Here is a 20374-nt window from a genome sequence, read left to right as displayed (position 1 = left end):
GGTCAGGCTGATGCTAGGCGCATCATCCGGCCACGGCTAACCGGCATTCTTCAGTGTCGCGCATCGGGCACAGTGATCAGCACGGCCCCCCGGTCACGTTTCGGATGGATTCGGTACGATATACCCGGCAGGGGTATACAGACGGTGCGGAGCGTCACGTTCACCGCAGGCCAAGAGGACAACGGGAGGACCCCATGACCACCACCGAGCCCGCGGAGACAGCAGGTACGGCAGCGGTCGTCACCACGGAGACAGCAGCTGGTACGGAAGCGGTCGTCACCGACCACGACCGCGGTATCCACGGGTACCACCACCAGAAGGAGGAGCACCTCAAGCGCCTGCGCCGCATCGAGGGCCAGATCCGCGGCCTCCAGCGGATGGTGGACGAAGACGTCTACTGCATCGACATACTCACCCAGGTCTCGGCCTCCACCAAGGCCCTGCAGTCCTTCGCGCTGCAGCTCCTGGAGGAGCATTTGCGCCACTGCGTCGCGGACGCGGCCCTCAAGGGCGGCGAGGAGATCGACGCGAAGGTCGAGGAAGCCACCAAGGCGATCGCCCGCCTCCTGCGCACCTGAAGCGGCGCACCGCGAGGGTTCAGGAGAAGGCCGTCGTCATCCCCGGTAGCGGCCCTGCCGGGGGACGGTCGTCGAAAGCGCGGGCACGGCCGGATCCGGCCTGACGTCGAGCACCTCGTCGATACGGTCGGGACTGAGCCGGTCCTCCATGGCGTCCGCTGCCGCGATCATGAGCTCACCGCACAGCTCGATCTCGGCGAGGGCCACACAGTCCTGAGCGTGCGGAGCGCTGAGCGTCACCACCCGAGTCACCTCTCTCTGCCGTCGCCGCCGCGTCCTGACGCACCGACTCCCTGGGGGGGCCGTCCGTACCCCCTGGCGGGCCCGCCTTCAGCGTAAGGAGCGCGACCCGCACCGCGCATGGCACGGACGGACCATTTCGGCCCCCTCCTTACGGCACTTACCCGCCACTCCGGCCCTGCTGTACGCGCCCCGTGTAGATGTCGGCCTCGGGAGGCAGCACCACGGAGACCGGCACCCCGAAGCCGTACAGCAGCATCGTCGACACCACCGCGACCGCCGGACCCTCGGTCGCGAAGGTGAAGCGGTGGCGCACCTTCCGCAGCAACCCCTCGTCGTCCAGATAGGCGTCGAAGGGCACCGCGTCCGTGCTGAACCCTTTCGCCGCGGCGGCCAGCGCCCCGCGCGAGGACGCCGAAGCCGCACCGGCGGCCCGCCCGAGGTCCGCGGTGCCCCGGTAGTGCCGGACCGCCACCCCGGCCAGCTCCGACCGGCCGACGTACGTCACCTCGCCCGCACCACGCAGCAGCTCCGCGGCTGCCGTCGGATCGGTCACACCGCCGGTGACCAGATTGCCGTCCTCCAGGGCCGTGGTGTCGATCCGTACCCATTTGTCGTCGGGCACCCCGGCCCCACGGTTCTTCATGTACAGCGCACCGGGGGCCAGCAGTTCCGTGATCGGCCGATGCTCCTCGGCCCCGGCGGCGTCCCTCGGCAGGACGACCTTGATCCGGCCCAGCTGCTTCCGGAAGTCGTACGCCCCCTCGCCCCGGATCGTCACCCGCGTCCCGCCGGCCGCGGTCTCCATCGACGTACGCGTCTCGGCGCTGCCCGCTCCGGCCAGCGCCTCGGCTGCCCGCCGTACCACGGCCTCCGGGGTCTCGCCCGGGCCGTCCCGGGCGACGGCGCTGCGGCCGGTCCCGTCTCCACCCTCTCCACCGTCCGTACCGGAACACCCGCTGCCCGTCGTCACCAGGCCTGCGACCGCCAAGGCGCACACAGCCAGTACTCCGCCTCCGCGCCTGTGCTGCTGCACCACCATCGCCTGCCAACCCTCAACGACGTCCACCCGACCGAGGTCCCGCCCGCCCCGCCTAACGACGGCCGGGGCGCCTCGTCACGCCGCGGGGCCGGTTCCGGGAACCGATCGGCCCACTCGCTGACCGTCGTACGGCGGCCCCGGTACCGTGGAGGCGTGCATCAGGACCCCTCGGACTCCCCCGTCCACAGCCCTGCCCCGGCGCACAGCACCACGACCGTCGAACGGGGCTCGTTCTGTCTGGCGCGCTGCGGCTGCGGCTGGTCGGGTCCCGCCAGACGCTCACGCGACCGGGCCCGCACGGATGCGGCGGAGCACCACACGTCCATGGACGAAGCCGGCTAGAGAGCTTCCCCGCACCCTCCGGCACATGCGTGGGGGTGCCCCGTCACGGGACACCCCATGCGTGAGGGGGTGCCCCCGTCACTGGACACCCCCTCGAACCGCCGGTCTTCTCCGTCTACGCGGCGAGGTCCTTGTCGCCGGGCGCATCACCACGGCCGGAACCCGGGCGCGGCTCAGGGATTCCGCGCGCCTCACCCGAACCGCCGGCAGCAGCGACCGCCCCGCGCGAGCGGACAAGCCGGCCGACCGCTCCGGCGCGGGCCACGGCTCCCACCAGCGGCGTCAGCATCATCATCGCGAGAGGGGCGAGCAGCAGGGCCACAGCCGTACCGAGAGCGAGGCCGCCGATCACGTCGGTCGGGTAGTGCACGCCCATGTAGACACGGCAGAAGCCCTCCACGAGCGCCAGCCCGATCGCCCACAGGCCGAACTTCCTGTTGGCCACGAAGAGCCCCACCGCGATCGCCATCGCCATCGTCGCGTGGTCGCTCACGAAGGAGAAGTCCGTCTTCCCCTTCACCAGGACCTCGAGGCCCTTGTGGTCGAAGAAGGGACGTGGCCGCTCGACGAAGCCCCGGATCGGGATGTTGACGAGCAAGGCGATCCCGGCGGCGAGAGGCGCCCACACCAGCCCGGCGACCGCCGTCACCGAGTCCTCGGTCGTCCCTCGTCGGCGCACGCTCCACCAGCACCACAAGGCCACCAGGACCATGGCGAACATGATCCCGAACTCACCGACGAACTCCATGACCCGGTCGAACCAGACCGGAGCGGCCTTCGCCAGCCCATTGATGTCGTAGAGCAGGCTGACGTCGGGGTTCGACCCATCGAGTGCGAGTCCAGCCATCTGCTGCGGCCCCTTGCCTTGTCTGCTGCTGCGACGCACAGCGGCGTGCGTCGCCTTGGTCTGACCCCCGTGGTCGGTGCGGATTCAGTGCCGCGCACGCCATGATGCCGTCACGGCGAGCTGGTCCGGACAGCCGCGCGTGGTCGTGTGCGCATGCCGTCCCAGTCCAGGGAACGGTCTGTCAGCTGCGTACGTTCCGTTCTCCACCGAATGATCACCAGGACGTTATCGAAGAGAGACTCGTTGTCGCAGCTCAGGGGCTGGGCTTCACGGACAGTTCCGGCCACGGCCGACCGCCCGTCAGCTTTCCGGGAGCGCGGTGGGGAGCGCTGCGGCACCATCCTTCGTGACCCTCGTCGCACCGAAGTAATCAGGGGTGTCGATCTTGTCGAACCGGATCACCGCGCCGGTGTACGGCGCGTTGATCATGTACCCACCGCCGACGTACAGGCCCACGTGCCGAATGGCCCGCGAGTTGTTCAGATCGTCCGAAAAGAACACCAGGTCACCGGGGAGGAGCTCGTCCCGGGAGGGGTGCGGGCCGGCGTTGTACTGGTCGTTGGCCACCCGAGGCAGCTCGATGTCGACCGTCCGGTACGCGGCCTGGGTCAGGCCGGAACAGTCGAACCTGCCGCCCTGGTCGGCCGTCCCGTTCCCGCCCCACAAGTAGGGAGTGCCGAGCTTCTTCTGCGCGAAGTAGATGGCTCCGGCCGCCTGCTGCGAGGGCTGCACCCGGCCGACCGGCTTGGCGAAGCTCTTCTCCAGGGAACGGATGATCTTGACGTAGTTCTGCGTCTCGCTGATCGCCGGCACCCCGCCGGACTGGATCACCCGGTAGGCGCCCGCGTTGTACGCGGCCAGCATGTTGTCGGTCGGATCGCCCGGGACCTTCTTGACGTACCCGGCGATCTCGCAGTCGTAGGACGCGGCGGACGGAATCGCGTCGGCCGGATCCCACACGTCCCGGTCCCCGTCCTTGTCCCCGTCGATGCCATGAGTGGCCCAGGTCCCGGGGATGAACTGCGCGATGCCCTGCGCGGCGGCGTGACTCTGGGCACGCGGATTCCAGCCGCTCTCCTGGTACAACTGCGCGGCCAGGAGCGCGGGGTTGATGGCGGGGCAGAGGTTGCCCCACTTCTCCACGAGCGGCTGGTACCGCGCGGGCACCGCCCCCTTGGCCAACCCGACGGCCCCGCCCGCCCCGGCGATCCCGGCGGCGGCGGAGTACGTACCGACGACGAGCAGGGCGATGAAGCACAGGCCCAGCCCGATCCCACCGCCGACGAACCACCAGTATTTCCGCACCCCCCAACCATCCCCCATTCGGGCGCGGTTCACGACGCGAATCGCAGGTGTGTACGGATGAACGGGGGCATGAGGGGGCGTCAGGGGCGGCTGCGAGGGGTCAGGGGGCGCCGGCGGACCAGAAGGGGGAGCGGATGTTGGGGCGGGGGATGTGCTCCATGCCCTCGTAGGTGGGGGCGGTCGCCTTGGTGGTGGACTCGGCCACCTCGGACTCTTCGACGCAGGGGGTGTCGACTTCGAAGAAGATCTGTCCTTGGCCTCCGACGATCAGACTGACGCCGAACCCCTCCTTCGTCTGGGCAAAGATTGCCGGGACATCGGGGTCGTTATTGATGGCCTTCATCTGGTAACCGCCGCTGCGCCAAAAGCGGTCCACTACGCCCAAGAAGCTGCCTCTTCGCTCATCGGACACGATAGTCACGACTGCGCGCCTTCTGGTTACGTCACAGCTTCCGGCAGTGGTCGGCCCGTGCACCCACCGGACCTCCGGCCGAATTTCGTCAAATAGGCCGTCCAAGATTTTATCAGCGTGGACTGCCGCGTCCTGCATATTCATTCCGGCTCCTCCCATTTCGACACGCGTCGGGGCACCGTCCGCACAACCCGACAAGGCGTAATAAACGCTCACGGCAACGACTGTGCGCCAGAAGGTAGAAATCATCGATACTCCTCGAATTTTACCTTTTCTGCACGTCCCGCCGAGATTAGGGCGATACTATTTGCCGATACCGGATCCCGGACGGGATCAAAGTATTGAGAATGCGCATCGACAGAAACTCCACCGCGTCCCACGAGACCTGGGCCATCATCGACAGGGAACCGTCTGGCGCCAAATGCCTCACTCGCCGGGTCCTTGCCAAACCAGAGATCGTCGTCCTTCCGGTCTGCAATGTCTCCTACCACGAAAGCGAACGGACCGGACGGAGCTGCAACAGCATGGGCAAGTACCTGCTGTTTCGAGGGCAATTTCGTGACGACATCATTCTCCGCCGACCCGACAAACACGTGACCGCCTCCCACCCCGAGCTCCTCGGCCCGATCAACTCCCACTCCGGGGCTGCCCACCAGCACGATGTCATCGACTCCAGGGATCCCATCGCCTTGCTGCGCTGCCGCACCCACAGTTCGAGTCCCGTAGGAGTGTCCAATCGCTGTCAAATGAGGGTCCTTGTTTTCGTTCGTCGTGGACAATCCCGCCGCAAACTCGTTCAAGCGTCCACCGCCCTCCAACGCCCTCCCATCACCAGCCACAGCCAAACTACTGATACCGTCAATCGCCTGCGGTGCGTCATAGCCGAGCCATGCAATCACCGCACTAGATGATGCGTGATATCTAGCCCCGATCGCCGTGTCTCGGGCGCGCTTCAAATCGTTCTCCGCAAATTCCTTATCCAGAGACGTGCCCAACCCCGGGACATACGTCGCCACGTTCTTCGCTGTATCAGGGTTCCCGAACGAAACGATCGCCCGCCCGTTACCCTCGTCGCTAATCCCCAGGAGGAACATCGGTGGTTCCCCTGGTTTGGGCCCCTCCCCCAACTGCCGGTCGATCTCCCTCAGTCCCGCCAGCTGCGTCACCGACTTCTCGTCGTCCCGCCCCTCCAACTTGCCGATCAGCAGTTGCAGGTTGTCCCGGTTGGCCGCGTCGCGGACCAGGGCAGGGATTCCGTCCAGGTTTCCGATCTGGTCCGGGTACACCGCCAGGTACTCCTCGCGTTGTTCCTGGGTCAGTCCCGCCCACCAGTCCCGCCGCTCCGCAGGTGACGCGTCGCGCGGGATGGCGTCCTTGAGGTACGCCCCCGCCGCTTCGCGGACCTCCGACGCGTCGGCCGCCGCGTCCTTCCACGTGGAGTCCGGGACCTTGAGGCCGTCCTCCGCCTTCAGCCGGCGCAGGATCCCCGCATACCGCCAGTCGATCTCGGCGGCTGCCCGCACCGCCCCGGTCACCCGGTCCGTGATGTCCTGCGCCTTGCCCGCGTTGGGGTTCGGCGCGACCAGACCCGAAGGCGGCACCAGCCCCGCAGCCCCGCTCGAGGATGCCGTGCCGCCCCGGAGCGGCGCGCCGTCGATGAGCCCTTCACCGGCTGCCGGGTACGTCACCGACCCGTCCGCGTGCACCGTGAACCTCAGTGCCGCCGCATCGTCCAACGCCTGCGCCAGTACCCGCTGCTGGGTCTTCATCTCGTGGGCCAGGGAGTTCAGCGTCGTACGGAGGAGTCCGCACTCGGTGTACACGTACTGGAAGTTGCGCCCCAGCTGCCGCAAGCGCGTGACCGCCGCCTGTGCCGCCTCGCCCTCCTGCGTGTCGCGGAGGCCGGTGAGCATGTGCTGCTCGATGCGGTCCCGCGCCGCGTCGGCCCGGTTGCTCGACCTGCCCCACCCGTCAGCCGCGCCCTCCAGCTCGGCGCACTTCAGATCCCGTAACTGCGCCCAGGTGAGCGCCGGCGTCGGCGTCACCGCCCGTCCCCCACGCCCGGGACGGTGACCGCGGCGAAGGACGACCGTACGGCCTCGTTCGTGGCGCCCTGTGTACGCGCGACGTCCCGCAGCTTCGCCGCCAGGCTGCCGCACTCGCTCTGCGCCGCCTGGATCCGCCGCTCCCAGGACTCCCGTACGGCCGCCAGTTCCGCGAGGGCGGTCAGTCGGCCCGCCCCCGCCATGAGCCCCTGGTGCGCCACGCCCAGTTCGCCCCGTACCGGTCCCAGATGGGTCACCAGCTCATCCGCGCCCCCGGCGGCCCGCAGCCACGGACCGTCGTCGTGCTTCAGCCTCGGCCCCTGACCCCCTCCGCTCGGCGCCTCCGTCGGATCACTCGGCCCGCGCACCTCGACCATCCCGCTCACCCCGTTCCTCGATCACGAAGCGGCACTGTGCCAAACCCGGCGTACCCGACACGCCGGGGCGTACCGGCCACGTGAGCCGGACCCCTGCCGTCGCAAGGAACGGCCCCGGCCGACATCACCCGAACGCGCGACCCGGAACCGGCCGGAGTGCAGACACCGTCCACCACGACACCCACCGGACCAGCCGAAAGGGCCCCATGGCCACCGCGACCCGCCACCTCTACATCGCCAGGCACGCCGAGGCGTCCCCGGACGAGACGGAGCTGACGGAACGGGGCCGACGCCAGGCCGCGTACCTCGGTGAGCGACTCCGGGACGTACCGCTCTCCGTCGTCCACCACGGCCCTCTGCCCCGCGCTGCGGAGACCGCCCGGCTGGTCCACGAGCGGCTCGGGCGTGACGTTCCCCTGCTCGCCTCGGAACCGGCGGGGGACTACGTCCCGTACGTCCCACGCCGGGCAGAACTCCCGGAGGCTTCGGCGGACAGGCTCCTCGGGTTCGTGGAGCGGTTCCCGGCTGCCGAGCGCGACCGGGGCCCGGAGCTGGCACGCGCCGCGCAGGAACGGTTCACCGGGCCGGCTGCCGGCGAGGAACCGCTGCACGAACTGGTCGTCACCCACGCGTTCCTGGCCGCCTGGCTGGTCCGGGACGCCCTCGACGCACCCGCCTGGCGCTGGATGGGCCTCAATCACGCCAACGCCGCGCTGACCGTCATCCGGTACGCGCCCGGCAGACCCGCGGTCCCGGTCGTGGTCAACGACCTGGGACACCTCCCGGCGGACCTCCGCTGGACCGGCTTCCCCCCGGAGCTCCGCCCCTGATCCGGCCGGCTCCGGGCCGCTGACTGTCCCCCGGACGGATGGTTTATCGAGCACTGTCCACGCGGTCCGGCGCGGCACGGCCCGCTCTTCGTGATCATGCGAGACGTGATCTCCGTACACCACAACTCATCGCGCACGCCCCGGTTGTTGCTTGCCGCAGGCCTCGCCGCAGCGGCCTTCGCCGCCTCGCTGCCCGCCGGTACGTCGGCCCGTGCCGACGCCGCCCCCTCCGCATCCGTACCGCCGCCCCGGCCGTCCACCGCCGCCGAGGTCCGCACCGACGCCTGGCTGGCCTCCCACCCGCAGGAGGCCGGCCGGTTCTTCCGGGACCTCCCCAAGGGGGGTGACCTGCACAATCACCTCTCCGGCGCGGTACGGACCGAGTACCTCATCCAGCTCGCGGCCGAGGACGGCCTCTGCATCGACGCCACGATGACCGCCGTCGCAGCACCGTGCGCGACGGGCACCCGACCGGCCGCCGACGCCCTCACGGACAGTCGCTTCCGGCAGGAGATCGTCCGGGCCTGGTCCATGCAGGACTTCCCGCAGGGCCAGTCGGGGCACGACCACTTCTTCGCCACCTTCGGGAAGTTCGGCGCCGCGACCTCGAACCGGGGGAAGATGCTGGCCGATGTGGCGGGCACCGCAGCGGCGCAGAACCAGACGTATCTGGAGACCATGGTCAGCCCCGCCTCTGCGGGTGCCAGGCAACTCGCCGCCGACGTCGGCTGGGACGCCGACCTGGCCTCCCTGCACCGCAAGCTGCTCGCCGGCGGACGGCTGGACCAGCTGGTGACGACGGCGAAGCAGGAAGCCGACACCGCCGACGCGGAGTTCCGCGAGGCCGCCCACTGCGCGACCGCAGCCCCCCGCCCGGCCTGCCGCATCACGGTGCGCTGGGTCTCCCAGGTGTCACGCAACAGCGCTCCGGAGCGTGTCTTCACCCAGATCGCCCTGGGGCTGCGCCTGGCCGAACGCGACCAGCGGTTCGTCGCAGTGAACCTGGTCCAGCCGGAGGACGGCGAGATCTCGCTGCGGGACTACCGCCTGCACATGCGCATGCTCAACTACCTGCACGGGGTCTACCCCTCCGCCCACATCACCCTGCACGCCGGCGAGCTCGTCCCCGGCCTGGTGAAGCCCGAGGACCTCACCTTCCACATCGACGACGCCGTACGCACCGGCCAGGCCGAACGCATCGGTCACGGCGTCGACCTCGTGCACGAGGACGACTGGCGAAGCCTCGCCCGCGACATGGCGCGCCGTCAGATCGCCGTGGAGGTGCCGCTCACCAGCAACGCGCAGATCCTCCAGGTCGAGGGCGACGAACACCCGTTCCCCGTCTACCGGAAGTACGGAGTTCCCGTGGTGCTGTCCACCGACGACCCCGGGGTGTCACGCGGTGACATCGGCCAGGAGTACCGCCGGGCGGCCCGTACGTACGCACTCGGCTACCCGGAGCTGAAGGACCTGGCCCGGGCGTCCCTGGAGTACAGCTTCCTGTCGGGCCGCAGCCTGTGGCGTTCCGACCCCGTACGTCAGGGCTTCCGCCCGGTCGAGGAGTGCCGGGTCCTGGAGTCGGCGCGCTGTGCGCGGTTCACCGCCCGGAACCCGAAGGCCCATCTGGAGCGGCGCCAGGAGGAGTCCTTCCGCGCCTTCGAGGCCCGGTACGCCGGCTGAGTCCCCCGGGGCGGGGCGGGAGCGTGCGACCCCGCCCTGCCCCGGGTTCTGGTGATCCCCAAGTGCTGCGGGCGGCGTCCTCGATCAGCGAGTAGAGGGCGTTGACCTCCTCGGTTCGGTGACCTGCCCTGCCGTATGCGCACGGCGGTTTCGGGTGGGCCGACACCGCGTGCGGGGTGACGCCGCCTCACGTCGGGACCGTCCGGGCCGTTCCTCGTCACGCCCCGCTGCGGGTCCGGTTCAGCCGGAGTGCCGAGATGAGGAAGAAGACGCCGCCCAGGAACGCGTAGCCGGCGAGGTTGGCCAGCGTGGCGTCCTCGACGCCGGCCTGGGCGTAGAACGACGCACCGGCGACCGTGGAGATGCCGCCACTGATGATCATGGGCCACTGGCCCCCGAGCTGTCGGCGTACGGCGCCCGCGACGAGCTGGACGATTCCCGAGGCGATGGCCCAGGCTCCCCAGACCCGCAGAACGGCCGGGATACCGGACGTGGCGGCGAAGGCCAGGCCGATGACGGCCAGCGAACTGATCGCGATGTTCAGGTACAGGGCCGGAGCCGTACCGCCGTTCGCCTTGGCCGACCGGACATCCACGATCGCGGCCGCCACGTCGAACAGGGGGTAGATCACCAAAAGCGTCACACCGAGCGGCCCGAGTGTGTCGGCGGTCGCGAACAGCAGAGCGGCCCACACAGCGGCGAACGCGAAGCGCAGGAAGTACAGCTTGCGCAAGGTCGCGGGAACGCTGGAGGGGGCGGTGGTCACGAGCGTGTCCATGTGAGTGCCTTTCAGTGACGGCGCAGAGGTGCGGGAGGGCCGATTCATCTCGTGTCCCGGCCCTCGACCGTGGGAGCACCGGGCGAGGGAGAACGTTCGGTCTCACCGATTGAAGGCCGCCCGATGTGGGCTTGTCAATACCGAACGTTCTACCTCAGCCCTTTGGTAGCCTGGACGCATGAGCCGGAGTACAGAAGGCGGCAGCACGTCCGAGGCGCGAGCGCGGCTGCTCAGCACAGCGACGAGGATCTTCTACGCGGAGGGGATCCACTCCGTCGGCATCGACCGCATCACCGCGGAGGCCGCGGTGACCCGGGCCACGCTGTACCGGCACTTTTCGGGCAAGGAAGCACTCGTCCTCGCCTACCTCGACCAGGCCGACCAGGGAATCCGAGGCCAGGTCGCCGCCACAGAGGCAAGCAGCCGGTCAGCCGTCGACAAGCTCCGGGCGGTGGCCACGTCCATCACCGAAGGCATCAAGTCACCCGGTTTCCGGGGCTGCGCCTTCCTCAACGCGGTAGCCGAATACCCCGATCCCGCCCATCCGATCCACCAAGCCGTGCTGGCCCACCGGCAGTGGTTCCTGGACACCGTCACGGACCTGCTGGCACAGACCGGCGACGCACCCGCCGCCCCGGCCGCCCGACACCTCGTCATGCTCCGGGACGGCGCCATGGCGGCCGGCTGCCTCTTCGATCCCGAACTGGTCTCCGAGACCTTCCTGCAAGGCGTCGAAGGAATCCTGGACGCGCGCACCGCCTCAGCGCCCGCGCCCGGCGCAGCCATCGCCGACACCTCGGGCCCGGCCGTCTGAGCTCTCGCGTCACCGCCGCCGACAGCCAGGGCCGCTCGCCGTGCGCCGCCACACAAGGTGTCACTGCCGGCTGTCACATCAGGTCGCCCCACCGACACTCCTGTTTTCCGGCGCACTCGACCCACAGCACCTTGCCGCCCTGCCCCGGCAGTCCGCCCCTGATCGGGTACGCACCCCAACGGTCGGCGTACTCCCGCACGAGGTGCAGCCCCCGCCCGCGCTCGGCGAGAACCGCAGGCGCGCCCACCGCGCCCCCCTCACAACCGCCGAAGGGAGCCGGGATCTCCGGGCTGGAGTCCCACACCCCGACCCGCACGCGATCCCGCCCCGCCCCACGCAGCCGGAGCGAGTACGGGCCCGAGGAGTACCGGTACGCGTTGGTGACCAACTCGCTCGCCAACAGCTCGGCGACGTCGACGAGGTCCCGCATCCCGTGCACCGTCAGCACGGTCCGCAGAGTCGCCCGGGCGATCCCGGGCCCACGGGGATCCTGCGGAAGTTGGAGGGTGTACGCCCAGGGCGGCGTTACGGTGGCCATGGTCATGGAAGTCTCCGTTCACGGAGGAGCGTCGGGATGTGCGTGTCGCACGGCCCGGTGACGAGACCGCTCCGTCGAGCGGGGTACTTCCGGGCGGGTGGCCTGGTCTCCAAGGTAGCCAGCAATGGCTAATGTATTAACCGAAAGCTGAGTAATGAGTGAACTACCACCCGTGCGGGTGACGAGGCGTTCAAGGGGGCGAACCGACCGGTGAGAACCAAGCCCACAGGTCGCCAGCTTCGCCTCGGCAGTGAACTGCGCAAGCTCCGCGAACACGCCGGACTCACCGCGACACAAGCCGGATCGCTCCTGGGCGTTAAGCAGAACCAGGTCAGCAACATGGAAGCCGGCCGCGTAGGCGTGAGCCCCGAGAGGGTACGTACGCTGGCCGGCCACTACGGGTGCGCGGACGAGGCTGTCATCAAGGCTCTCTGTGACATGACCGCCGACCGCACACGCGGCTGGTGGGACGAATACCGGGCGATCCTGCCCGCGCCTCTCCTGGATCTCGCCGAGATCGAGCACCACGCCGTACGTATGCGCACCGCGGTCACCGTGCACATCCCCGGGCTCCTCCAGACCCCGGAGCACGCGCGTGAGATCTTCCGTCAGGACGCGCCTGAACTGTCGCCACCTGACATCGAGCACCGCGTCTCGTTCCGCATCAAACGGCAAGCCGTGCTCTTCCGCGATCCGCCGACCACCCAGCACGTCGTCATCCATGAAGCGGCCCTGCGGATGCAGTTCGGCGGACCGAAGGTGGCTCGCCACCAGCTGCGGCACCTTGTCGAGATGAGCGAGCACTCCCACGTCGTGCTTCAGGTCATCCCGTTCTCAGCCGGAGCATTCGCCGGGTCGGGACAGTCGATCTACTACTTCCACGGCGCCGTACCGCAGCTCGACAGCGTCAATCTGGATCAGTCGCACGGCCCTGTCTTCCTGGACGCGGAAGCGCAGCTGCAGAAATACCGCGTGCTGTTGAGCCGGATCGAGACCATCGCTCTGGCCCCCGTGGACTCACGCGATCTCATACACACCATCGCCAGGAATCTGTGAGGGAACCAAGATGTCCGCACCCGCTTGGCAGAAGTCGTCGTACTGCGCTCAAGGCAACTCGTGCGTGCACGTAGCCGCCGATCAGGGATCGGTCGCCCTCACCGAGAGCAGTGACCCCAGCGGCGCGATACTCCGGACCACCCCCACCGCCTGGGCCGCCCTCATCCGCGCCGTGAAGGAGAACGGGTCCCATGCCTGACGTACCCGCCGGCCTCTCCTGGACCCGCGCCGCCCCGGAGGACGCGCAGGGCCCCGGGCCCTGGATCGAGATCGCGTTCGGCCCCGGGGAGCTCGTGTACCTCCGTGAGACCGGCGACCCCGGCACGGTCGTGACCACCAGCACGCAGAAGTGGGAGGCATTCACCAAGGGCGTCATGGCCGGCGAGTTCGACCACTTCGTCGAGCCCGGCGATGAAGCTACGTCCCCAGCCCGCCCCCGGAGCTCGTAACACGATCGGTGTCGTGGTCGGGCGGTCCGTGCGGTGGTGGTGTTCTCTCCGCGCCGGGCACCGTCTCAGTCAGACGGCTTCTTCGACGGCACGTTCTCCAACTGCTTCGCCTCGTCCATGTCCGGATCGGCGGCCAGCAGCTTCTCGGCACGCTTGTCGATGGTGTGAGTGAAAGCCAGTTGGACGACTCCGAAGGCAATCGCGTATGCCATGAGTTCGCGCCAACTGCCGGCGCTCTTCAAAAACGGCAACCAGTGGGTGTCGACAAGAATGAGGCCCGTCACGGCTGTCAGGGCCCCTATGGGCATTTTGATCATTTCTTGCCAGAACGGCAGGCTGTGGGGATTCCAGCTGCCTCCCATCCGCTGCAGGCGGCCGGCCACCGGAAGCGCCGCCCCGAGCATGCCGAGCAACATGACGAGACCGACGTCCTGGCCGCTGGGCACATCCCCGCCGAGGCAGCTGTGCGGACGGCCGCCATTGCACACGGGAACCGAACCGCTCACGCCGAAAGCAACACCGAGGACGACACCCAGCAGTACCAGGAGAACGAGGCCGGCCCGGATCAGGCGGTTGCGGAAGTTCCGGCTACGGACTGCCCGTTCCTCCTCCACTGCGTACCCCTCTTCGAGGAGGGCCGCCAGTGCGGCGGGCAAGTCACGATCGTCTGGTGAGGTACCAGACGAATCGTCCCGCTGTGGGGTCAAGTATGCCTCGACCGCCTTGGTTCGGGGATCCTCCTTGCACAGAGGCCGGGCCAGCGCCAGCACCGTCAGGGCATGCCGACGTGCACGGCTGGGCTCGTACAGCGCGGTGATGAGGACTTCGGCTTCATGCATGCACTTGAGCGCTCCCTCGTACAGCTCGCCGTGCCACCAACTGCGCGTGCGGTGGCGCCATGTCCGGTCGTTGCTGCCGGCGCTGTCGACAAGTGTTTCCGCTCTCCGCAGCAGGCATTCGGCGCCTTTGCGCAGCTCACTTGCCTGCACACCGTTCTGGCACTGCTCCTGCTCGTCCTCGCGGCAGACGGAGGCGAGTTCGTGCGACAACGTGCACACGCGGACCTTGGCGCGGTGCTGCCAGGTGTTCGGGCGGTCGACCGGGCCTCCGGGCGTGTGTTGGGCGGCGGCAGCGTGGTGGCACTCTTCATGTTCCGAGGCGCAGCACATCGGCTGCCTCCTTCGGTCAGCCAGGAGCCCTGGTTTCCAGGAAAACCCCGCCGGTGGGGTGATGCAAGTCAGCGCGGGCGAGCGGGCGCTCCGTCGCGACCTGGCCGTTGACATCGGTGAGACACCGTTGCTTGGCTGGGGCACACGGGGAACAAGCGCTTACAGGCCGGACTTTGGAGCGTGCTGGTGGAGCTCTCGCGTCGTTCCGCACTGTCCGTGATACCCGCCGCCACGCTCTGGGCCCTGTCCCAGGCGCTGCGGGCTGAGGCACTGCCCGGGCGCGGGCCGGCCACGTCACCGCACGCCTCGGACGAAGCCCGGGCGGCCACTCTCCTCACCAACACCGTGGCGATGTTCGCCGGCACCGCCGAGTCCAACGCCCGCCCCGAGGTCGCGCCCAAGCTCGCCTCCGTGCAGGCAACGGCGCGCGCCCGGCTCGCCGCGATGGACGCGGCCGGGCAGGACGAACTCTTCGCGGGTGTGCGGCTCGGCACCAGCGATCCGAACCTGAGCACTTCCTACCAATACCTCTACGAGATCGCTCTCGCCACCCGCCTCCCCGGAACCGTTGGCCCGACGAGCGACCCGGCCGCCGTCCGACGCCGCGTCGTCGACGGCCTGGCCCTGCTCCACGACCGCTGGTTCGGCGACCAGTCGAAGGGCTACTACGGCAACTGGTTCCACTGGGAGATCGGGATCCCGGCCCACGTGACCAAGACCCTCGTCCTGCTCAGGGACGACCTCGCGACGTACCGGCCGGAGCTCACAGCGACGTACGTCGCCTCCATCGACGCCTACCTCCGCAACGGCAAGGACGGCGACGTCGATCTCGACTCGCGCTTCCACACCGGCGCCAACCTCGCCGACATCACGACGAACCGGGTCCTCCAAGGCGCCCTGATCGGCGACGAGGCACGCATCACCAAGGCACTCGCCGACCAGCTGACCGTCTTCTCGACGATCGACCCCCATCAGCCACGCCACGGGGTCACCGACGGCTTCTACGCCGACGGCTCCTTCGTGCAGCACGCCTCCGTCGCGTACACCGGGTCCTACGGCAAGGGCCTGCTCACCCGGATCGTCCAGACCGTCAAGATGCTCGACGGCACCGGCTACCTCCCCGACGACAGCCTGGTCCGCGTCGTACAGGGCTGGGTCGTCGACGGCTTCGCCCCGCTGATCTTCGAGGGCTGGATGATGGAGATCGTCAAGGGCCGTGCGGTCTCGCGGACGGGCACGGGGTACGCGGACGTCACCGCCGTCGTGGAGGCCGTCGTCGACCTCTCCGCGTACACGGCCGCCGGCGACGCCGACGCCCTCCAGGGGTATGTGAAGTACGTCCGGCAGACGTCGAGGGCGAACCTCGACACGACATCCTTCGTCTCTCCGGTCAGCGTCGCCCGCTACGCCGACATCCTGAGCTCACCCGCGCCCGCGAAGGATCTCGGCCCCGCCGCCTCCCACACCGCGTACAACGCGATGGACCGGACCGTCCACCGCCGCCCCGGATACGCCTTCGCCCTCGCCCGCAGCTCCGACCGCATCAGTAAGTACGAGTACATGAACGGCGAGAACCTGATGCCCTGGTTCCAGGGCGACGGTGCCCACTACCTCTATCTCTCCGGTGCGGACCAACGGCAGGCGTTCGGGATCGACTACTTCACCGCTGTCGAGCCCCACCGCCTCGCGGGCGTCACCGCCCCCGTCGAGGAGCGGCGTACCGTCCCCGAGCTCTACGGCGGCCTCTGGTACGACCATCCGGAGCGGGGCTTCACCTCGTCGTCCGAGTCGCAGAACACGTACGTCTACTTCCCGCGCGCCACCCAGGCGTTCTCCGGCGGGGCCCGCCTCGGCGCCTACGGCGTCACCGGTCTCGTGCAGTCCGACGACGCCGCGTACGCCGCCCAGCAGGCAGGCACGCTGCCCGAGGACTTCGTCGCGTACCGGGCGGCGGGTGCCACCCGGTCCTGGTTCATGTTCGACGACGAGATCCTCGTACTCTCCGCAGGCGTGACCGGCCACGCGGGCCGCGCGGTGACCACGGTGGTCGACAGCCGCATCGCCGCGCCGTCCTCCTCCGTCGCTCTCACCGGAGGGCTCCGCGACGGCTCACCCTGGGTGCGGACCGGGACCGCCCCGCCGGCCTGGCTGCGGTACGCCGACGAGGGGCAGGGCATCGCGGTCGGCTACGTCTTCCTGTCCGGCCCGCCGCCGGTCGTCGCCCTCGACACGGTCACCCGCAGCCGGCGTCTCGTACGTCTCGCCAACCCGGACACGGCGGTGACCAAGCAGGTCTTCACCCTGTCCTACGAGCAGACCGTCGGGGACGGAACGACCGGGAACGAGGCAGCCGGAGCGCGGCCCGTCTCCATGGCGCACGCTCTCGTCCCGAACGCCTCCGCGCGGCACCTGATGTCCTACACCCACGGCGGCCCGCTCACCGTGCTGTCCAACACGGTCCGCCTGCAGGCCGCCTCCCACACCGGCCTCGGCATCACCGCCGCCAACGCGTTCACCCCGGGGGCGCACCGGGCAGGGCGCCTCTCGGTCGACGGTCCGGCGTCGGTCATGCTGCGCCGGACGCGGGGCGGCTCGTACTCCGTCGCGGTGTCCGACCCCACGACGACCCGGCGCACCGTATCGGTCACCCTCCACGGCCGGCCCCTGCGACGCGTCTCGGCCGACGACGGGGTCCGCGTCCGCCATGTCCACGGCGGCACCCGCATCGACGTCACGACCCACCACGCCTACGGCCGCAGCTTCACGGCGACCCTGGCCGAGGGGCCCTGACGGCAGCCGCCAGGGCCGGCGGCCGTGCGGCGGCTTGCCCGGAGCCGGTATTCCGGTATGCCCCGAGTGCGAGAATCCGACGATGCCCTCATCATCCGAAACGATCAACGCATCGACCTCCGGCACCTGGAAGCTGGGCGACCTGACGGTCAACCGACTGGGCTTCGGCTCGATGCGCCTCCCCCAGAACGGCACAGCGTTCACCGACGGCGCACCCAACGACCGGGACCGCGCCGTCGGCGTCCTGCGCCGCGCCGTCGAGCTCGGCGTGAACCACATCGACACCGCCGCCTTCTACTTCTCGCCGCTGCGGTCCGCCAACGAGCTGATCAACAGCGCGCTGGCCCCGTACCCCGACGACCTGGTCATCACGACCAAGGTCGGCCCCGGACGGGACCCCTCCGGTGCGTGGGTCTGGGCCACTCCCGAGCAGCTGCGCGGCCAGGTCGAGGAGAACCTGCGCCAGCTCGGCCGCGACCACCTGGACGTGGTGAACCTGCGCCTCGCCCCAAGCCAGGCCTCGGCCTCGGTCGCCGATCACTTCGGCGCCCTGGCGGACCTCCGCGACGCCGGGCTCATCCGCCACCTGGGCATCTCCCACACCACCCCGGAACAGCTCGCCGAGGCCCGGACCATCGCGCCCGTCGTCTGCGTACAGAACGCGTACGGCATCGAGTCCCCGGCCGAGGACCATGCCTTCCTGCGCGCCTGCGGTGAACAGGGCATCGCCTTCGTACCGTTCTTCGCCATCGCCGGCACCGGGCGCGAGCAGGGCTCGAACGGCGTCCAGAGCGACTCGGTGCTGGCCGTCGCCCGCAGCCACGAGGTGACGCCCGCACAGGTACGGCTGGCCTGGACACTCCACCAGGGACCGCATGTGCTGGCCATCCCCGGCACCGGCAACCCGGACCACCTCGCCGAGAACGTGGCCGCCGGAGCACTGCGGCTCACCGGGGAGGATCTGGCCCTCCTCGCGCGCTGACGGAGCCGCCTCGGGCCACGTGTCGGGCCGACGCGGTCCTCGGCGGTTCGGCCGGGTCATGGCCCGGCGGTGCGGCCGGAGCGGGGCGGTACCGCCTGGTCGCGAGAGGCGCCGCGTCCGCCTGATGCGGCGCCCCCGCTCAGCTTCTCGCCGTGAACGGACCCCGGGCCTCAGCCCTGGGCGCCCAGGAGCGCGACGTGCTCCCGTGCGGACTCGACGGCCCGCTCCAGCGACTGCCGCGCCGACTCCTCGGCCAGCGGCACCAGTTCGGCCATGGCGGGGTTGACGGGAGCCATCGTGAGCTCGCGCGTGATGACTTCGACCTGCATGCCGAGCCCGGCGCCGAGCACCTTCTCGAGGTAGTTGGTGTCGAAATCAAAGCCTGCCCGCGGTGAGCCGGGGGCGTAGGAGCCACCGCGCGAGGCCGCGACCACGGCGCGCTTGCCGGACGGGGCCACGCCCTCACCGAAGGTCCGCCCGACCAGGATGACCTGGTCCAGCCACGCCTTGACCGTGGAGGGAATCGTGAAGTTGTACATGGGGGCGCCTATGAGGACGACATCGGCCTTCTCGAATTCGGCGATCAGCTCCTCACGCGGCGCGGGCACCGAGTCGGCGGTGACGGTGGCGGCGTCCAGGTGGGGCACGGGAGCGGCGGCCAGGTCGCGGTAGAGGACGCTGCCCTGCGGGTGCGCCGCCTCCCAGGCCCTGCGGAAGGCGTCGGTGAGCTGCCGGGAGCCGGAACGCTCCAGGGGGAACAGGGACGAATCGATGTGCAGCAGTACGGCCATGGAAGTGCTCCTCAGGGTGGGCACGCGCGGTGCGCCGATGCGGTGGACCGGCGCACGGAGGCGCCGCGCAGCAACTTCGTTAGCTGCTTACGAAACTACAGTAGCCTACTTTTTCTCAGTAGCTGAGGAGTGGGCGGTACCATGGGCGCATGACCAAGGAGTGGCAGGACACGGGACAGTGCGCCGGGGCAGGCGGCGCCGTCGAACGCGTTTTCGTCCTCCTGGGCAAACGCTGGAACGGCGTCATCCTCGCCAGCCTGATGAGCGGCCCCGGCCGCTTCGCCGAACTGCGCCGCGCCGTCAACGGGATCAGCGAGCGCATGCTCTCCGACCGCCTCGCCGAACTCGGCGAGGCCGGCCTGGTCAGCCGCGAGGTGGACGCCGGTCCACCCCTGCGCGTCTCCTACCAGCTCACCCCTGCGGGCGAGGCCCTGAGGCCGGCCCTGGAGGAGCTGGGCAACTGGGCCGAGCGGTTCCTCGGAACCACCGAGCAGGGAGGCTGCCCGGGCATGCGGCAACCACAGGCTCCGGAGTCCCGGAACGCCTGACGGCACCGAACGGACCAGCACAGTCCACGCTCAGGCCGGGCCGATGGGCCTCCTGCCTGACCGCTCCCGCCGCGGAAGCCACCGGCGCGCACAGGGCTCTCGAACAGCGCGTACGAATCCCCTCACGTGCCGTGAACGCACCGACCGCACCGGGAACCCATGGCCATCGTCATTGCTAGCCGTCACTGCCCGTGATACACAGAGTAACTATGCATATGCGGGTGGATTTCGCTGCAAGCCGCAGGTCAGGGCGGCTCCTCCGGTCAAACGTGCGAGATCCGGGTAAAGAGACCCGGGAAGGCGTCGTGCGATGCCGGTTTCATCAGCGAAGATAGAGGCCGACCCGTGTCGCACGGCGCGGGCAGCGAACTACCCAACAGGGGCGGTGACTTACATGATCCTGGCAGCTGAAAAGGGCGACATCACCACCATCATCGGCGGAATCGCCCCGAACTGGGGGCCGTTCGGGACCCTGGGCAACGAGGCGCGCATCATGATCGAGGTGGTGATGGCGATCGCCATCCTGCTGTGCCTCGGCATCGCGATCTGGGGTGCGGCGAAACAGCGCATCGGCGCGACGGCGCTGCGCGACACCTTCAGCGCGGAACAGGGCAAGGGCCTCATCGTGGCGGGTCTGACCGGCGTGTTCATCATCGGATCGCTGGGCACGCTGTTCACCATTGTGTACGGGATGGCCGTCTGACCGAGAGTCAGCCCCCCGAGCCCTGCCCGGGCACAGGCCAGTATCCGTCCACCCCACA

At 69.4% G+C, this 20374-nt stretch carries 23 protein-coding genes; 12 read left to right on the top strand and 11 right to left on the bottom strand.

Annotation, left to right across the window (positions count from 1 at the left end; all coding sequences use genetic code 11):
- The first annotated feature begins 194 nt into the window (after positions 1–194).
- Positions 195–578, top strand: a complete 384-nt coding sequence (locus ACFYSH_RS00190; RefSeq protein WP_388749877.1) for a metal-sensitive transcriptional regulator — start codon at positions 195–197, stop codon at positions 576–578.
- 36 nt (positions 579–614) lie between these two features.
- Here ACFYSH_RS00190 and ACFYSH_RS00185 read toward each other — a convergent pair whose 3' ends face one another.
- Together ACFYSH_RS00185 and ACFYSH_RS00180 are read right to left on the bottom strand one after the other, a co-directional pair.
- Positions 615–821: a hypothetical protein gene (locus ACFYSH_RS00185; protein ID WP_388749874.1), complete on the bottom strand. Its 207-nt coding sequence runs from the start codon at positions 819–821 to the stop codon at positions 615–617.
- 157 nt (positions 822–978) lie between these two features.
- On the bottom strand, positions 979–1860 hold the full coding sequence (locus ACFYSH_RS00180; RefSeq protein ID WP_359467835.1) for a hypothetical protein: 882 nt from the start codon (positions 1858–1860) through the stop codon (positions 979–981).
- A 153-nt stretch (positions 1861–2013) separates the two neighbouring features.
- On the opposite strand from ACFYSH_RS00180, the gene ACFYSH_RS00175 reads away from it, so the two are divergent.
- Entirely contained in the window at positions 2014–2202 is a 189-nt protein-coding gene (locus tag ACFYSH_RS00175; RefSeq protein WP_388749871.1) for a hypothetical protein, read from the top strand.
- Between the two features lie 115 nt (positions 2203–2317).
- Here the strand turns inward: ACFYSH_RS00175 and ACFYSH_RS00170 are convergent, their stop codons facing one another.
- The 5 genes from ACFYSH_RS00170 to ACFYSH_RS00150 all read right to left on the bottom strand — a co-directional run bounded on the left by ACFYSH_RS00170 (position 2318) and on the right by ACFYSH_RS00150 (position 7188).
- Positions 2318–3049, bottom strand: a complete 732-nt coding sequence (locus ACFYSH_RS00170) for a phosphatase PAP2 family protein (protein ID WP_359467442.1) — start codon at positions 3047–3049, stop codon at positions 2318–2320.
- 300 nt (positions 3050–3349) lie between these two features.
- Entirely contained in the window at positions 3350–4372 is a 1023-nt protein-coding gene (locus ACFYSH_RS00165) for an NlpC/P60 family protein (protein ID WP_388750822.1), read from the bottom strand.
- Between the two features lie 82 nt (positions 4373–4454).
- Entirely contained in the window at positions 4455–4775 is a 321-nt protein-coding gene (locus ACFYSH_RS00160; RefSeq protein ID WP_388749868.1) for a hypothetical protein, read from the bottom strand.
- 236 nt (positions 4776–5011) lie between these two features.
- Positions 5012–6811, bottom strand: coding sequence for an alpha/beta hydrolase (locus ACFYSH_RS00155; protein WP_388749865.1), 1800 nt, complete (start codon positions 6809–6811; stop codon positions 5012–5014).
- Positions 6808–7188 (bottom strand): hypothetical protein, encoded by a 381-nt coding sequence (locus tag ACFYSH_RS00150; RefSeq protein WP_359467829.1) that lies wholly within the window; start codon positions 7186–7188, stop codon positions 6808–6810. Before ACFYSH_RS00150 ends, ACFYSH_RS00155 begins: the two co-directional genes overlap by 4 nt.
- A 206-nt stretch (positions 7189–7394) precedes the next feature.
- Here ACFYSH_RS00150 and ACFYSH_RS00145 point away from each other — a divergent pair, with 206 nt between their 5' ends.
- Together ACFYSH_RS00145 and ACFYSH_RS00140 are read left to right on the top strand one after the other, a co-directional pair.
- Positions 7395–8018, top strand: a complete 624-nt coding sequence (locus tag ACFYSH_RS00145) for a histidine phosphatase family protein (protein WP_359467433.1) — start codon at positions 7395–7397, stop codon at positions 8016–8018.
- A 96-nt stretch (positions 8019–8114) separates the two neighbouring features.
- Entirely contained in the window at positions 8115–9698 is a 1584-nt protein-coding gene (locus ACFYSH_RS00140; RefSeq protein ID WP_388749862.1) for an adenosine deaminase, read from the top strand.
- Positions 9699–9915: 217 nt separating this feature from the next.
- Here the strand turns inward: ACFYSH_RS00140 and ACFYSH_RS00135 are convergent, their stop codons facing one another.
- A complete protein-coding gene (locus tag ACFYSH_RS00135; protein WP_388749859.1) occupies positions 9916–10476 on the bottom strand; it encodes a hypothetical protein in 561 nt (186 codons plus the stop codon).
- Positions 10477–10654: 178 nt separating this feature from the next.
- On the opposite strand from ACFYSH_RS00135, the gene ACFYSH_RS00130 reads away from it, so the two are divergent.
- Positions 10655–11290: a TetR/AcrR family transcriptional regulator gene (locus ACFYSH_RS00130; protein WP_359467425.1), complete on the top strand. Its 636-nt coding sequence runs from the start codon at positions 10655–10657 to the stop codon at positions 11288–11290.
- Between the two features lie 73 nt (positions 11291–11363).
- Here the strand turns inward: ACFYSH_RS00130 and ACFYSH_RS00125 are convergent, their stop codons facing one another.
- Positions 11364–11834 (bottom strand): ATP-binding protein, encoded by a 471-nt coding sequence (locus ACFYSH_RS00125; RefSeq protein WP_388749856.1) that lies wholly within the window; start codon positions 11832–11834, stop codon positions 11364–11366.
- 204 nt (positions 11835–12038) lie between these two features.
- On the opposite strand from ACFYSH_RS00125, the gene ACFYSH_RS00120 reads away from it, so the two are divergent.
- The 3 genes from ACFYSH_RS00120 to ACFYSH_RS00110 are packed head-to-tail and all read left to right on the top strand — an operon-like array spanning position 12039 to position 13333.
- Positions 12039–12884, top strand: coding sequence for a helix-turn-helix domain-containing protein (locus ACFYSH_RS00120; RefSeq protein ID WP_388749853.1), 846 nt, complete (start codon positions 12039–12041; stop codon positions 12882–12884).
- 10 nt (positions 12885–12894) lie between these two features.
- Complete coding sequence (locus ACFYSH_RS00115) at positions 12895–13083, top strand: DUF397 domain-containing protein (RefSeq protein WP_388749850.1); 189 nt, start codon at positions 12895–12897, stop codon at positions 13081–13083.
- Positions 13076–13333 (top strand): DUF397 domain-containing protein, encoded by a 258-nt coding sequence (locus ACFYSH_RS00110; protein ID WP_359467413.1) that lies wholly within the window; start codon positions 13076–13078, stop codon positions 13331–13333. Before ACFYSH_RS00115 ends, ACFYSH_RS00110 begins: the two co-directional genes overlap by 8 nt.
- Before the next feature lie 65 nt (positions 13334–13398).
- Here ACFYSH_RS00110 and ACFYSH_RS00105 read toward each other — a convergent pair whose 3' ends face one another.
- The gene (locus tag ACFYSH_RS00105; protein WP_359467410.1) at positions 13399–14502 is read right to left on the bottom strand and encodes a hypothetical protein; all 1104 of its coding nucleotides are present in this window, start codon (positions 14500–14502) and stop codon (positions 13399–13401) included.
- A 186-nt stretch (positions 14503–14688) separates the two neighbouring features.
- On the opposite strand from ACFYSH_RS00105, the gene ACFYSH_RS00100 reads away from it, so the two are divergent.
- Together ACFYSH_RS00100 and ACFYSH_RS00095 are read left to right on the top strand one after the other, a co-directional pair.
- Positions 14689–17292 carry a polysaccharide lyase family 8 super-sandwich domain-containing protein gene (locus tag ACFYSH_RS00100; RefSeq protein ID WP_388749846.1) on the top strand — a complete coding sequence of 868 codons (2604 nt, stop codon included), beginning with the start codon at positions 14689–14691 and terminating at the stop codon, positions 17290–17292.
- An 82-nt stretch (positions 17293–17374) separates the two neighbouring features.
- Entirely contained in the window at positions 17375–18274 is a 900-nt protein-coding gene (locus tag ACFYSH_RS00095; protein WP_388749843.1) for an oxidoreductase, read from the top strand.
- A gap of 170 nt (positions 18275–18444) precedes the next feature.
- Here the strand turns inward: ACFYSH_RS00095 and ACFYSH_RS00090 are convergent, their stop codons facing one another.
- Positions 18445–19065 (bottom strand): NAD(P)H-dependent oxidoreductase, encoded by a 621-nt coding sequence (locus ACFYSH_RS00090; RefSeq protein ID WP_359467401.1) that lies wholly within the window; start codon positions 19063–19065, stop codon positions 18445–18447.
- Between the two features lie 149 nt (positions 19066–19214).
- Between ACFYSH_RS00090 and ACFYSH_RS00085 the strand changes: the two genes are divergently transcribed.
- Both ACFYSH_RS00085 and ACFYSH_RS00080 read left to right on the top strand, forming a co-directional pair.
- Complete coding sequence (locus ACFYSH_RS00085; protein WP_359467398.1) at positions 19215–19613, top strand: helix-turn-helix domain-containing protein; 399 nt, start codon at positions 19215–19217, stop codon at positions 19611–19613.
- Positions 19614–20007: 394 nt separating this feature from the next.
- Positions 20008–20316 (top strand): hypothetical protein, encoded by a 309-nt coding sequence (locus ACFYSH_RS00080; protein ID WP_015610155.1) that lies wholly within the window; start codon positions 20008–20010, stop codon positions 20314–20316.
- The last annotated feature ends 58 nt before the right edge of the window (positions 20317–20374 follow it).

It is taken from the genome of Streptomyces sp. NPDC005791 (assembly GCF_042871485.1).
Classification (GTDB): Bacteria; Actinomycetota; Actinomycetes; order Streptomycetales; family Streptomycetaceae; genus Streptomyces.
The sequence above is the reverse complement of the archived record's forward strand: the minus strand, read 5'-3'. Positions and strand labels throughout refer to the sequence as shown.

Coding starts and splice junctions, on each gene's coding strand:
- ACFYSH_RS00165 (WP_388750822.1), bottom strand. CDS start 4,372: ATGGGGGATGGTTGGGGGGTGCGGAAATACTGGTGGTTCGTCGGCGGT.
- ACFYSH_RS00110 (WP_359467413.1), top strand. CDS start 13,076: ATGCCTGACGTACCCGCCGGCCTCTCCTGGACCCGCGCCGCCCCGGAG.
- ACFYSH_RS00125 (WP_388749856.1), bottom strand. CDS start 11,834: ATGACCATGGCCACCGTAACGCCGCCCTGGGCGTACACCCTCCAACTT.
- ACFYSH_RS00095 (WP_388749843.1), top strand. CDS start 17,375: ATGCCCTCATCATCCGAAACGATCAACGCATCGACCTCCGGCACCTGG.
- ACFYSH_RS00085 (WP_359467398.1), top strand. CDS start 19,215: ATGACCAAGGAGTGGCAGGACACGGGACAGTGCGCCGGGGCAGGCGGC.
- ACFYSH_RS00145 (WP_359467433.1), top strand. CDS start 7,395: ATGGCCACCGCGACCCGCCACCTCTACATCGCCAGGCACGCCGAGGCG.
- ACFYSH_RS00150 (WP_359467829.1), bottom strand. CDS start 7,188: ATGGTCGAGGTGCGCGGGCCGAGTGATCCGACGGAGGCGCCGAGCGGA.
- ACFYSH_RS00115 (WP_388749850.1), top strand. CDS start 12,895: ATGTCCGCACCCGCTTGGCAGAAGTCGTCGTACTGCGCTCAAGGCAAC.
- ACFYSH_RS00090 (WP_359467401.1), bottom strand. CDS start 19,065: ATGGCCGTACTGCTGCACATCGATTCGTCCCTGTTCCCCCTGGAGCGT.
- ACFYSH_RS00105 (WP_359467410.1), bottom strand. CDS start 14,502: ATGTGCTGCGCCTCGGAACATGAAGAGTGCCACCACGCTGCCGCCGCC.
- ACFYSH_RS00140 (WP_388749862.1), top strand. CDS start 8,115: ATGCGAGACGTGATCTCCGTACACCACAACTCATCGCGCACGCCCCGG.
- ACFYSH_RS00135 (WP_388749859.1), bottom strand. CDS start 10,476: ATGGACACGCTCGTGACCACCGCCCCCTCCAGCGTTCCCGCGACCTTG.
- ACFYSH_RS00180 (WP_359467835.1), bottom strand. CDS start 1,860: ATGGTGGTGCAGCAGCACAGGCGCGGAGGCGGAGTACTGGCTGTGTGC.
- ACFYSH_RS00190 (WP_388749877.1), top strand. CDS start 195: ATGACCACCACCGAGCCCGCGGAGACAGCAGGTACGGCAGCGGTCGTC.
- ACFYSH_RS00170 (WP_359467442.1), bottom strand. CDS start 3,049: ATGGCTGGACTCGCACTCGATGGGTCGAACCCCGACGTCAGCCTGCTC.
- ACFYSH_RS00130 (WP_359467425.1), top strand. CDS start 10,655: ATGAGCCGGAGTACAGAAGGCGGCAGCACGTCCGAGGCGCGAGCGCGG.
- ACFYSH_RS00080 (WP_015610155.1), top strand. CDS start 20,008: ATGATCCTGGCAGCTGAAAAGGGCGACATCACCACCATCATCGGCGGA.